Source organism: Photobacterium nomapromontoriensis (assembly GCF_050336815.1).
Classification (GTDB): domain Bacteria; phylum Pseudomonadota; class Gammaproteobacteria; order Enterobacterales; family Vibrionaceae; genus Photobacterium; species Photobacterium nomapromontoriensis.
The window spans coordinates 111933-124059 of the sequence record NZ_JAKJSL010000021.1 but is presented as its reverse complement, the minus strand read 5'-3'; the positions used below and the strand labels follow the sequence as shown (position 1 = coordinate 124059).

At 50.7% G+C, this 12127-nt stretch carries 10 protein-coding genes; 7 read left to right on the top strand and 3 right to left on the bottom strand.

Features of this window, described 5'->3' with window-relative positions; genetic code table 11:
- Positions 1-44: 44 nt before the first annotated feature.
- Together L4D12_RS07590 and L4D12_RS07585 are read right to left on the bottom strand one after the other, a co-directional pair.
- On the bottom strand, positions 45-2462 hold the full coding sequence (locus L4D12_RS07590; RefSeq protein ID WP_428447219.1) for a bifunctional aspartate kinase/homoserine dehydrogenase II: 2418 nt from the start codon (positions 2460-2462) through the stop codon (positions 45-47).
- Positions 2459-3628 (bottom strand): O-succinylhomoserine (thiol)-lyase, encoded by a 1170-nt coding sequence (locus tag L4D12_RS07585; protein WP_428447218.1) that lies wholly within the window; start codon positions 3626-3628, stop codon positions 2459-2461. The genes L4D12_RS07590 and L4D12_RS07585 overlap by 4 nt, the downstream gene beginning before the upstream one ends.
- Positions 3629-3808: 180 nt before the next feature.
- Between L4D12_RS07585 and metJ the strand changes: the two genes are divergently transcribed.
- On the top strand, positions 3809-4126 hold the full coding sequence (gene metJ / locus L4D12_RS07580) for a met regulon transcriptional regulator MetJ (protein WP_428447217.1): 318 nt from the start codon (positions 3809-3811) through the stop codon (positions 4124-4126).
- 213 nt (positions 4127-4339) lie between these two features.
- Here metJ and rpmE read toward each other — a convergent pair whose 3' ends face one another.
- Entirely contained in the window at positions 4340-4552 is a 213-nt protein-coding gene (rpmE, locus tag L4D12_RS07575; protein ID WP_428447216.1) for a 50S ribosomal protein L31, read from the bottom strand.
- A 234-nt stretch (positions 4553-4786) separates the two neighbouring features.
- On the opposite strand from rpmE, the gene priA reads away from it, so the two are divergent.
- The 6 genes from priA (at position 4787) to L4D12_RS07545 (ending at position 11998) form a co-directional block, all read left to right on the top strand.
- Positions 4787-6988, top strand: coding sequence for a primosomal protein N' (gene priA / locus L4D12_RS07570; RefSeq protein WP_428447215.1), 2202 nt, complete (start codon positions 4787-4789; stop codon positions 6986-6988).
- A 174-nt stretch (positions 6989-7162) separates the two neighbouring features.
- Positions 7163-8167, top strand: coding sequence for a DNA-binding transcriptional regulator CytR (cytR, locus tag L4D12_RS07565; RefSeq protein ID WP_428447214.1), 1005 nt, complete (start codon positions 7163-7165; stop codon positions 8165-8167).
- A 166-nt stretch (positions 8168-8333) separates the two neighbouring features.
- A complete protein-coding gene (locus tag L4D12_RS07560) occupies positions 8334-8930 on the top strand; it encodes an SPOR domain-containing protein (RefSeq protein ID WP_428447213.1) in 597 nt (198 codons plus the stop codon).
- 144 nt (positions 8931-9074) lie between these two features.
- Complete coding sequence (hslV, locus tag L4D12_RS07555) at positions 9075-9620, top strand: ATP-dependent protease subunit HslV (RefSeq protein ID WP_428447212.1); 546 nt, start codon at positions 9075-9077, stop codon at positions 9618-9620.
- Positions 9613-10944 (top strand): ATP-dependent protease ATPase subunit HslU, encoded by a 1332-nt coding sequence (hslU, locus tag L4D12_RS07550; RefSeq protein ID WP_428447211.1) that lies wholly within the window; start codon positions 9613-9615, stop codon positions 10942-10944. Before hslV ends, hslU begins: the two co-directional genes overlap by 8 nt.
- A 142-nt stretch (positions 10945-11086) precedes the next feature.
- Positions 11087-11998, top strand: a complete 912-nt coding sequence (locus L4D12_RS07545) for a 1,4-dihydroxy-2-naphthoate polyprenyltransferase (protein ID WP_428447210.1) — start codon at positions 11087-11089, stop codon at positions 11996-11998.
- Positions 11999-12127: the final 129 nt, after the last annotated feature.

The following is a 12127-nucleotide window of genomic DNA, read 5'->3' as shown; positions in this document are numbered from 1 at the left end:
ATCATGAATATTTCTCAACATCACATTGCAGTATTTTCACGTCGTTATAACATCGCAACCAAGCGGTTAGTATCTGATAACAATGCCCCAGCCGTCACATCGCGGCCTGCTCCCGGGCCACGGATCACCAAGGGGTTATCTCGATACCAACGACTTTCTATCGCAAAAATATTGTCACACGGCAACAAATTGGCCAACGCATGCTCGTGAGCAAGAGCCTCTACGCCAACCACTGCTTTTCCATGCCGATCCAAACGGGCCACATAACGCAAAACCTTCCCTTCTTTCTGAGCCTTACATAACCGATCATAAAGGAGATCATCAAGTACGGCAGACTGTTCAAAGAAACCATCCAACGAAAGATCGACAAGCTCGTCAGGTACCAATGTCTCAACCTTCACTTGCTCCGGCTCCAATTGAAGCCCCGATTCTCGGGCTAAAATCACCAGTTTTCGCATCACATCACTGCCATCCAGATCATGGCGCGGATCCGGCTCAGTAAGCCCCTGTTGCCAAGCGAGCTCCACCAGCTGAGAAAAGGGTACCGAACCATCATATTGTTGAAACAGCCATGACAGGGTGCCTGAGAATATCCCGGATAAAGCAATGACCGTATCACCACTTTCCGACAAATCGCGTACGGTGTGATTAACAGGTAAACCCGCGCCAACCGTCGCATTATGCAGCCAGAAGCGGCTGCTTTTAGCAAACGCATCGATCACCGAGTGATACTGCTCTCCCGATGCTGACCCAGCAACCTTATTCGCCGAGATCAAATGCAGCCCCGCCTCCGCGATCTGCGGATATCGGGCGGCGAGCTCACTACTGGCCGTCACATCCAACACAATGACATCATCGTAGGTATGCGATGCTAACTCGGTCAACCATTCGCCCGGCAAATAATCCACGGCCTCATCATCAAAATTCTGTAACGCCCCCAACGGATCAATACCGTCAAAGTCCATCCAATAACGGCGGCTATCCACCACACCAACAAGGGTAAACGTCATCCCATGGCGCTTCTCAAGGGGAGATTTTTCAGCCGCAAACAGTTCTAACCAACGGCTACCAATATTCCCCTTTCCGCACAACACTAAGCCAATCCGCTTTTGGGCCTGAAACAGGCTCTGGTGAATACGCTGGATCAATGGGTCCGTATCCGCCCGGCGTAACACCGCCACCAAACTGAGTCCAGACTCCGATACCGACACAAATTCAACGGGCTGATCTTTTAATTGTTGATAGAAGCCATAGCAATGAATCGCATTATTCACGACGCCCGCACCTACTGCGGCAACCAACGAGAAACCATCTCTCAAGCGCAATTCAGCCACGATGCCGCTGTCTTGGAGTAAGGCCAGGACACTGTTGACGACCTCTGAGGTATAGGCCAATAAGATCCGCCCTTTATCGACTTCAATATTTTGCGCTAATGGTAATAACTGGGCTCGCTGCAGGATCCGCTCCAGCTCCATGACTACAGGACCCACATCACGCGAACCTGATACATCAAGCGCAATCAAGCAGACATCCTCTAATGAAGTAATGATCTTGGCCCCTCGACCTGAGGCCAAGACTCGCTCCACTCGGGTGGAGCCCGATTCTGGCTGATGACTACAGCGCAACGTCAGATCGATCGTACTCTGCGCCACGGGCTGCAGAGTACGACTATGCAAGACAGGGGCTGCCAATCGAGCCAACTCGCTCGCTTCATCTAACCGCAATAAGGGGAGTAGACAAGCATCTTCCACTTTTCGCGGATCAGCACTGTATACGCCAGCCACATCACTCCAGATAGTCACCCGTTCAGCATCGACCAGTGCACCAATCACCGTCGCCGAGTAATCCGATCCATTACGTCCGAGCAAAACCGTATCACCGCAGCTGCTACCGGCCATAAAACCCGTGATCACAATACGGTGCTGACTATGTTGAGCCAGCTGCTGGTTCAGCAATGGCTTGGACTGCACACGATCCACCTCGGGCTGTGCACTGCGCTCTGCCCGCAAGAACACGCGCGAATCAAGGCTAACCGCAGGCAGCCGCTGTTGCGTCAACAATGCCGCTAACAAACGGGCGGACCACAACTCACCATGGCCCAACACCAATGCAATATCATCATCAGCGAGTGGCTGCTCACCTCGGCGGGAAATATCCGCCAAATCTAGATGTAGCTGAGTCAATAATGCATCCGCCACATCCCCTTCCAGCAGAGCTTCAATCAGTTGCTGCTGAAAAATCCGCACCAATTGCAATGTTTCGTGCGCCTGTCGACCATCTCTATTGAGCAATGTCACCCAGTCGATAAGCTGGTTCGTCGTCTTACCGGCCGCTGATACCACCACCAAATCATTCGGCCCCGAATATTCTCGTATGATCTCAACCACTCGACGATAGCAGTCAGGATCAGCCAAACTGCTGCCTCCAAACTTGTGTAGCTGACGCGGAACGAATGTGCTCATGAGTCTACCACCGCTGCTTTATGAAAGGCCTGTTCCAAATCTGCAATCAAATCCGCGGGGTCTTCTAACCCAACCGATAAACGGACAAGTAATTGGGAAATCCCCGCTTCTGCTTGCGCTTCATCCGACATGGCTCGATGCGTCATGCTGGCAGGATGACAGATCAAGCTCTCTGTTCCTCCCAGTGATTCCGCCAGTGAAAAATATTTCAGCTCACGAACTACTGTTTCCAACTGCGCCATGCTACCCGCCACTTCGAAGCTCAGCATTGCCCCAAATCCTCTCTGCTGCTTCAGCGCAATGGCATGGCCTAGATGCTCTGGCTGACTGGGGTGATAAATCATTCCCACCAATGGTTGCTGTTGCAAATAAGTGAGGATCGCAGCACTGTTTTCCTCATGAAGCCGCATTCGAGGCGCCAAAGTACGTAAGCCTCGCAGGGTCAGGTAGGCATCAAATGGTGCGCCAGTAGCACCAATACAATTTGCCCACCAGGCGATCTTCTCTGCTTGCTCTGTATCTTGGGCGATCAATACCCCACCCAAGACATCAGAATGACCATTAATGTATTTTGTCGTCGAGTGAACAACAAAATCGGCACCAAGGGCGATCGGTTGCTGTAGGATTGGGGTTAAAAACGTATTATCAACGGCAACTAGAGCCCCAGCCTGTTTTGCCGCGTCGCAGAGCTCTGCCACATCGACAATCCGCAGCAGAGGGTTAGATGGTGTCTCGACCCAAATAAGTGTTGGCTTCCATGCCAGCGCGTCAGCCAATGCGGCCGGGTCGGTCTGATCAACAAAACGAACGTTAAAGTCTCCTTTCTCCGCCCGGGTATTGAACAAACGGTATGTACCGCCATAACAGTCGTGAGGGGCGATGAGAAGATCATCCGGGCCTAGGAGTGCCGATACCAGCAAATTGATGGCGGCAGTACCACAGTTAGTCACCACGCCACCCGCACCGCCTTCCAATTCCGTCAAGGCATCAGCGAGGGTGTTACGAGTCGGATTCCCCGAACGGGAATAATCATATTGAGGAAGCTCACCCAACTGGGAGAAGCTGTATGTTGAAGTTAAATACAATGGCGGGACCACCGCATTGTATTGCGTATCCGAATCGATGCCAGTACGCACGGCAATCGTGGCAATCTTCTTGTCACTCATATTCACTTCCTTGTGAGGCTAACCTCTGCGGCTAAATAACGTTTACGTAACAACATTACCACAACAAAAAAAGCCGTCAATACTTCCAGACGTCCATATGTCTTTGCTTATGGCGGTAAATCCCGCTAAAATCCAATTCTACAATATTTCTTCAATCTAACATCGCTGAGAAGGTTAACAATGGCAGAGTGGAATGGCGAATACATCAGTCCATACGCGGAACACGGTAAGAAAAACGAACAAGTAAAAAAAATTACTGTTTCGATTCCATTGAAAGTGCTAAAAATCCTGACAGACGAGCGTACACGTCGACAAGTCAACAACTTACGTCATGCTACGAACAGTGAGCTACTGTGTGAAGCCTTCTTGCATGCCTATACCGGCCAGCCGTTACCGACCGATGATGATATCCGTAAAGACCGTCCGGATGACCTTCCAGCGGAAGCAAAAAGCCTGATGGACGAGATGGGAATTAAATACGAAGACATCAACGAATAAACCCGTTGGTGTCATTCAGGTATAAAAAACCAGCCGTGTGCTGGTTTTTTTACGTCCGCACCTGCCAATAACCGTTCTTTTTTGCCGGTTAACGAATTTGTATGAAAAAGTAAACCTGAAGGCAACGGTGAGCATCGCGCCGTAAAAAAAAGACATAAAAAAAGGAACGCTATGCGTTCCTTTTTTTGGTCATTTCGACATTCAATCAGGCAATTACTTGCTAGATAGAGTACCAAAACGCTTGTTGAATTTGTCCATACGACCACCAGAGCTAACTTGACGCTGCTTACCAGTGTAGAAAGGGTGACACTTGTCGCATACATCAAGGTTGATGTCTTTACCCATAGTAGAGTTAAATACGAAAGTGTTGCCACAAGAACAACGAGCGTTTACTGGAGTGTACTCAGGATGAATACCTTGTTTCATGGGATAACCTCAAAAAGTAAGGCCGTGTCGCTCTCCCGATCCAAAGCCGGGCACCACACGTCATTAAAAAAATCAACGTACTGGTAACATACCAATACATCAAATTAGGCGGCGTATAGTAATCAATCATCTCGACCAAATCAACTGATACGCTCCTTTTTTCACCGCTTTGCTGCCGCCCCTCCGCCGAGGTACACTTCCCTATCTTAGTAGATACTCATTATGCGGTTTGATATGACGCCCAACATTGCCCGCGTGGCCCTTCCTGTTCCTCTCGACAAGCAGTTTGACTATTTGATCAAACCGGGCCAGCAGCCAATCATCGGCGGACGGGTTAAAGTACCGTTTGGCCGCCAACACCTCGTGGGTATCGTCACGGCCCTCACCGATCACTCAGACTACCCCATCGCCCAGCTCAAGCCCGTGAGTAATGTTGTCGACGTACAACCGTTATGGCCACACGCCTTATTTAAGCTACTGTGCTGGGCTAGCAGCTATTACCAATATCCACTGGGTGATACACTGGCCAATGCGATGCCAACACTGCTGCGCAAAGGTCGCGATGCCACAACGGCGACACTGAAACAATGGCAACTGACAGCTGTAGGACGCGATCAACCAATAACCGCCTTAAAACGAGCACCACGCCAAGTACAGGCTCTCAATGCGCTACGTCAGGGCAAAGTCAGTCATGAAGCATTACTGGCTGAAGAAATCAGCAGCGCCACCCTCAAAACATTAAGTGACAAAGGCTGGATTGAGTCTATTGACGAACAACCAGCCCTGCACAACTGGCAAGCCAGTTTCACGGTCACTGAAGAAAAGCCTAAACTCAACGAAGAGCAAGCTCTGGCGATAGCCTCAGTCAACGCCAACCCAGATTTTGGTTGCTATCTACTAGAAGGTGTTACAGGCTCGGGCAAAACCGAAGTTTATCTCAATTTGTTAGAGCCCGTGCTTGCCGCAGGTAAGCAGGCACTGATCCTGGTACCTGAGATCGGCTTGACCCCGCAAACCATCAACCGTTTCCGACGTCGGTTCAATGTGCCATTGGAAACCATCCATTCTGGCCTCAATGACAGTGAACGACTCGCGGCCTGGTTGGCGGGGCGTGACAACCAAGCCGGGATCATTATCGGCACCCGTTCTGCACTGTTTACACCATTTGCTAATCTGGGCATTATTATCGTCGACGAGGAACACGACAGCTCCTACAAACAGCAGGACAACTTACGCTACCATGCCCGGGATCTGGCCGTGATGCGAGCCAGTCAAGAAAATATCCCCATCATTCTTGGCTCTGCCACCCCGGCACTGGAAACCTTACACAATGCCAAAAGCGGCAAATATCACCATCTGATCCTGTCACGCCGAGCAGGCCAAGCCCAGTCAGCGCGCCACGGTGTGCTTGATGTCAAAGGGCTTTACCTTGAGGCGGGGCTCTCTGCCCCGCTGATCGCTCGGATGCGCCAGCACCTCAAAGCGGGCAATCAGGTCATGCTATTTCTCAACCGTCGCGGTTTTTCCCCCGCCGTCATTTGCCATGAATGCGGCTGGCTGGCCGAATGTAAGCGCTGTGATGCCTATTACACCTTTCACCAGCAAAGCGGGGAACTACGCTGCCACCACTGCGCCACCCAGCGACCAATGCTGCACCAATGCGGCAACTGCGGCTCAACCCAGCTCAATGCCGTCGGGGTGGGTACAGAGCAGCTCGAACAACAATTGGCGACACTTTTCCCGGAATATCGCACCGTGCGTATCGATCGTGATAGTACCCGCCGCAAGGGCAGCCTGGAAAATTATCTCGAGGCGATCAAAAACAATGAGTACCAAATTCTCATTGGCACTCAAATGCTGGCTAAAGGGCACCATTTCCCCGATGTGACTCTCGTTGCCCTGCTTGATGTCGACAGTGCCTTGTTTAGTAATGACTTTCGTGCGCCAGAACGCTTAGCTCAACTATTCATACAAGTTGCAGGGCGTGCCGGGCGTGCCAGCAAACCCGGTGAAGTGGTACTGCAAACCCATCATCCCGAACATGCCCTGCTGCAGGCCTTGCTGTATAAGGGCTATGGCCATTTTGCCTCAGGGGCTCTGAGCGAGCGCAAACAAGCCTGGTTACCTCCTTTCACTTATCTTGCCTTGGTGAGGGCGGAGGCAAACCACAGCGAGCAGGTTGAGCAATTTCTCCAGCAGGTTCGGGGGATCGTTGAATCTAACCCCATATTCAACTCAGACACGATGGTGATGGGACCGAACCCTGCCCCTCTGGCTCGTCGCTCTGGACGCTATCGTTGGCAGCTATTGGTGCAGGCCCCAAGCCGAAAAACCCTGCAGCAACTACTGAGCATTGCCAAACCCGCAATCGCATTATTGCCACTCGCCAAGAAAATTCGCTGGTCGATTGATGTCGAACCACAGGATTTAACTTAAAATGAACAATGCGACACAGTTCACACGAACGATGTAATTAATGCCATTTTGAGCATGTTTAATCCCAAGCAGACAGCCTACAATAACAATCTCGCTGTTTCAGGTATCAGCCCGGTTTGGCCATGATCCTTCAGCGGTTTACAGAGAGAGAAATAATAGAGAGGAACATTAACTATGGCGACAATGAAGGATGTTGCCCAGCTCGCTGGTGTCTCGACGGCCACGGTTTCCCGTGCCTTGATGAACCCAGAAAAGGTGTCAGCCTCAACCCGTAAAAAGGTCGAGCAGGCTGTCATGGATGCTGGCTATTCACCCAATTCACTGGCTAGGAATCTTCGTCGCAACGAATCAAAAACCATCGTCACCATTGTCCCTGATATCTGTGATCCGTATTTTACAGAAATCATCCGCGGTATCGAAGAAGCGGCAATGGAGCATGGTTATCTGGTATTGCTTGGCGACAGTGGACAACAAAAAACCCGAGAAAATTCATTCGTCAACTTGGTCTTTACCAAGCAAGCGGATGGCATGCTGTTATTGGGAATCGATCTGCCGTTTGATGTCAGTAAACCAGAACAGAAAAACCTCCCACCGATGGTCATGGCCTGCGAGTTTGCCCCTGAACTGGAACTCCCCACGGTTCATATCGATAACCTGACAGCCGCCTTTGAAGCCGTTAATTACCTGACCCAAATGGGCCACAAGCGCATCGCTCAAATTGCCGGTCCTGATTCTGCTGTTTTGTGCCAATTCCGCACTCAGGGTTACCAACAAGCACTGCGCCGAGCAGGCATCGAACTCAATCCAGCGTATACTACTAAAGGCGATTTCGGCTTCGCTGGCGGTGCCAGAGCGGTCACTACATTGCTCTCTCTGCCTGAGCCACCAACGGCGTTATTATGCCATAATGACGTGATGGCCATTGGCGCGATGCAGCAAGCCAAACGTCTGGGTTTCCGGGTCCCACAAGATCTGTCTATCGTCGGCTTCGATGATATTCAATTTGCCGAATACTGTGACCCACCATTGACCACGGTCTCCCAGCCTCGCTATGAGATTGGCCGTCAGTCGATGCTCATGCTGTTGGATATTCTCAAAGGTAAAGAGATAGCCTCCGGCTCCCGCCTGCTGGATGCTAAACTGGTGATAAGGGAAAGTGCGGCACCACCTGCGAACTGAACCCAGCGGTGAACATTACAACAATGAGCTTATGTTTTGCGCATAAGCTCACAAAAACAACGCCTTTTGCAATAAGCTGACGACACAGACCCCTATCAGGGTCTAGTCAGTTATGCCGCAAGTTTGTAACATATAGCCCATTATTCTCCATTGGCTCATTATTACCGTGGCTACAAAAGATTACGTAAAACGCGGCCGTGCCACCAAACGGCCAGCCCGCAACAGCCGTAAGGCACAACCAAGCAATGGTTTCCCCGTCGTATGGGCCATCATTGCCTTATGTATGGTGGCCGCGCTAGGCTATGGACTACACTTCCTATCCAGTGCTCCGGTTCCTGAACCGCAGCAGACGGTAATAACGCCGTCCAAGCCACATACGGAATCACCATCGGTCAAGCCCCCTAAAGTCACGCCAAAGCCCGAGGCCAAACCGCTGCCACCCAAACCAGAAGAAAAGTGGGACTATATAAAGGTACTGGAAAACAAAGAAATTCAGGTCGAGGCTAAAAAAGAACAAGCCCCAACACGGCCATATCTGATGCAATGCGGAGCCTACCGCAGTCAGAGTCAGGCTGATGAACGAAAAGCCATGATTGCTTTTCAAGGGTTAACCAGCCAAATCAAGATCAGCCAAGGTGAAAAAGGCAACTGGTATCGGGTAATTCTTGGCCCTTATCAACAAAAGCGCAAAGCGGAAAGCGATCGCAACCAGCTTCGCAGAGCGGGTATTGAGCCCTGCGCTATTTGGTTTTGGGAGTCATAATCGTCTCTCTGATATATATTGTTCAAGGATGCTTCGGCATCCTTTTCTTTCAGCGCCGCCCCTTGAAAGTCCCACAATTGATCCCCAGATCGAAAGGTATATCGAAACCGGCACTCGCCGGGCAAGACTCAAAGAGGTAACACCGTGACAACTATTGTATCTGTTCGTCGAAACGGAAAAGTCGTTATCGCTGGTGATGGCCAGGTCTCCCTGGGCAACACTGTTATGAAAGGTAACGCGCGCAAAGTACGCCGTTTATATAACAACAAAGTTCTCGCAGGCTTTGCTGGCGGCACGGCCGATGCCTTCACCCTATTTGAACGTTTCGAGCGCAAGCTGGAAATGCATCAGGGCCACCTGCTCAAGGCAGCCGTGGAACTGGCCAAAGACTGGCGTACCGATCGAATGCTACGAAAGCTGGAAGCCCTGTTAGCCGTCGCCGATGAAACCGGCTCACTGATCATCACAGGTAACGGTGACGTCGTACAACCAGAAAATGACCTAATTGCAATTGGATCTGGCGGTAATTTTGCCCAAGCCGCAGCAACAGCTCTACTGGAAAACACCGATCTCGATGCCCGTGAAATAGCAGAAAAAGCCCTCAATATTGCAGGGGATATCTGCGTGTTTACCAACCACTACCACACCATCGAAGAGCTCGACACAAAAGAAGGAAGCGACCATGTCTGAGATGACCCCTCGCGAAATCGTTCATGAACTTGATCGCCATATCATTGGTCAAGATAAAGCCAAGCGTGCAGTTGCTATTGCCCTGCGTAACCGCTGGCGCCGTATGCAGCTCCCTGAAGAGCTGCGTGTCGAAGTCACACCGAAAAATATCTTGATGATCGGTCCGACTGGTGTAGGTAAAACCGAAATCGCTCGTCGTCTTGCCAAACTGGCCAATGCACCTTTCATTAAGGTAGAAGCCACCAAATTCACAGAAGTTGGCTATGTGGGTAAGGAAGTGGAAACCATTATTCGTGATCTGACGGATGTGGCGATGAAAATGACCCACCAACAAGCCATGGAAAAAGTCCGTTTCCGCGCCGAGGAGCACGCCGAAGATCGCATTCTTGATATTCTGCTACCACCCGCACGCGATGCGTGGGGGAAAAACGAAGAAAGCGACACTCACTCGTCCACACGTCAGTCTTTCCGTAAAAAACTGCGTGAAGGCAAATTGGATGATAAAGAGATTGAAATTGATGTTGCCGCGCCACAAATGGGGGTTGAAATCATGGCGCCTCCAGGCATGGAGGAAATGACCAACCAGCTACAGGGCATGTTCCAGAATCTGGCTGGCAACACCACCAAAAAGCGCAAAATGAAGATCAAAGACGCGATCAAAGCAGCCACGGAAGAAGAAGCGGCCAAGCTGGTTAACCATGACGAGCTCAAAGAACAAGCTATCTTTGCAGTCGAGAATAATGGCATCGTGTTCTTAGATGAGATCGATAAGATCTGTAAGCGCGGTGAGTCATCAGGCCCAGACGTTTCTCGCGAAGGGGTACAGCGTGATTTGCTTCCTCTGGTTGAAGGTAGCACAGTCACGACCAAACACGGTATGGTCAAAACTGACCACATCCTGTTTGTCGCATCTGGCGCATTCCAGGTTGCGAAACCATCAGATCTGATCCCCGAGCTACAAGGCCGTCTACCGATCAGAGTCGAGCTAGAGGCCCTGACCAGTGGTGACTTCAAACGTATCTTGACCGAGCCTAACGCTTCCCTAACGGAGCAATATAAAGCACTGATGGCAACCGAGTCGGTCGAGATCGAGTTTACCGAAAGTGGCATCGATAAATTGGCTGAGGCTGCCTGGCAGGTCAATGAGCGGACCGAAAACATTGGTGCCCGCCGCCTGCATACCGTTATGGAGCGTCTCATGGAGGAATTATCCTTCGATGCAACGGATCAGTCCGGTTCAAAGACCATCATTGATGAGGCCTATGTCACCAAACGCCTTGGTGAGCTGGTAGAAGATGAAGATCTGAGCCGCTTTATCCTATAGCAACAAGCTGCTTATTTACCCGTAAACGGCGTCCCACGACGCCGTTTTTTTGTTCTCAAACAAACAATATCGCGATAAAGTTGCCCATTGCGACAGTTTCGCCATAATAGGTCTCTACACGTTATAGGCATAAGACCACACTATGAAATCATCTTCACTCGCAATTTGGCTAGATGCTGCACGGCCTAAAACCCTGCCGCTGGCCATCGCCTCAATTGTATGCGGCAGCGCAGTAGCAGGATGGCAAGGAAGTTTTTCTGCAGTGATAGCAGGCCTCGCCTTGCTAACCGCGCTCTTACTCCAGATCCTCTCGAATCTGGCAAATGACTACGGCGATGCCGTGAAAGGCACTGACAACAACCAACGACTCGGCCCCCAGCGTGCCATTCAATCAGGTTTAGTGACACCCAAGGCAATGCAAAAAGCCATGGTACTCAATATTATCCTGACTATGATCAGCGGGCTAAGCTTAATCTTACTCGCCACCAATAACTTACACGATATGTTTGGCTTCATGTTGCTCGGCATCATGGCCATCGTGGCATCGATAGCCTACACCGTAGGCAATAAACCCTATGGCTACCGTGGCCTTGGCGATCTGTCGGTACTGATGTTCTTTGGCTGGTTAGGCGTAGCAGGTACCTATTACCTGCAAGCGGGTCAAATTGACTCTATTATCATGCTACCGGCAACTGCCTGTGGACTGCTAGCGGTCGGCGTTTTAAATATCAACAACTTACGCGACATAGATAATGACCGAGCCTGTGGCAAACTGACCCTCGCAGTGCGCATGGGGCCGGAATGGGGACGTAAATACCACTTATTCTTGCTTATCACCAGCGTGATCTGTCTGGCATTATTTGCCCTGTTAGAGCTGCACTCACCTTTTGGCTGGCTTTTCATCCTTAGTGCTCCGCTGTTATTCAAGCATGGTAAACAAGTCATGCAAGCCACTGACGGGGCGGCGTTACGTCCAATGATGGCCACGATGGTCAAGTGTGCTCTGCTCACTAACCTGCTGTTCGCCACTGGCGTTATACTCGCCACATCGTGATAACCTTTGCAAAATGAAAGAATAATGCTGTTAATCAGTTTGGCATCGCGACACGCTAGCTGAGTAGCTTTCACCCTCTGTTATTTGGCTGCCAATACCGTAGCCAAATAGCTCTTTCCCACTTGCCAC

Excerpts from the sequence above, each read along its gene's own strand:
- L4D12_RS07590 (WP_428447219.1), bottom strand. The coding sequence starts at position 2,462 with ATGAGCACATTCGTTCCGCGTCAGCTACACAAGTTTGGAGGCAGCAGT.
- L4D12_RS07585 (WP_428447218.1), bottom strand. The coding sequence starts at position 3,628 with ATGAGTGACAAGAAGATTGCCACGATTGCCGTGCGTACTGGCATCGAT.
- metJ (WP_428447217.1), top strand. The coding sequence starts at position 3,809 with ATGGCAGAGTGGAATGGCGAATACATCAGTCCATACGCGGAACACGGT.
- rpmE (WP_428447216.1), bottom strand. The coding sequence starts at position 4,552 with ATGAAACAAGGTATTCATCCTGAGTACACTCCAGTAAACGCTCGTTGT.
- priA (WP_428447215.1), top strand. The coding sequence starts at position 4,787 with ATGACGCCCAACATTGCCCGCGTGGCCCTTCCTGTTCCTCTCGACAAG.
- cytR (WP_428447214.1), top strand. The coding sequence starts at position 7,163 with ATGGCGACAATGAAGGATGTTGCCCAGCTCGCTGGTGTCTCGACGGCC.
- hslU (WP_428447211.1), top strand. The coding sequence starts at position 9,613 with ATGTCTGAGATGACCCCTCGCGAAATCGTTCATGAACTTGATCGCCAT.
- L4D12_RS07545 (WP_428447210.1), top strand. The coding sequence starts at position 11,087 with ATGAAATCATCTTCACTCGCAATTTGGCTAGATGCTGCACGGCCTAAA.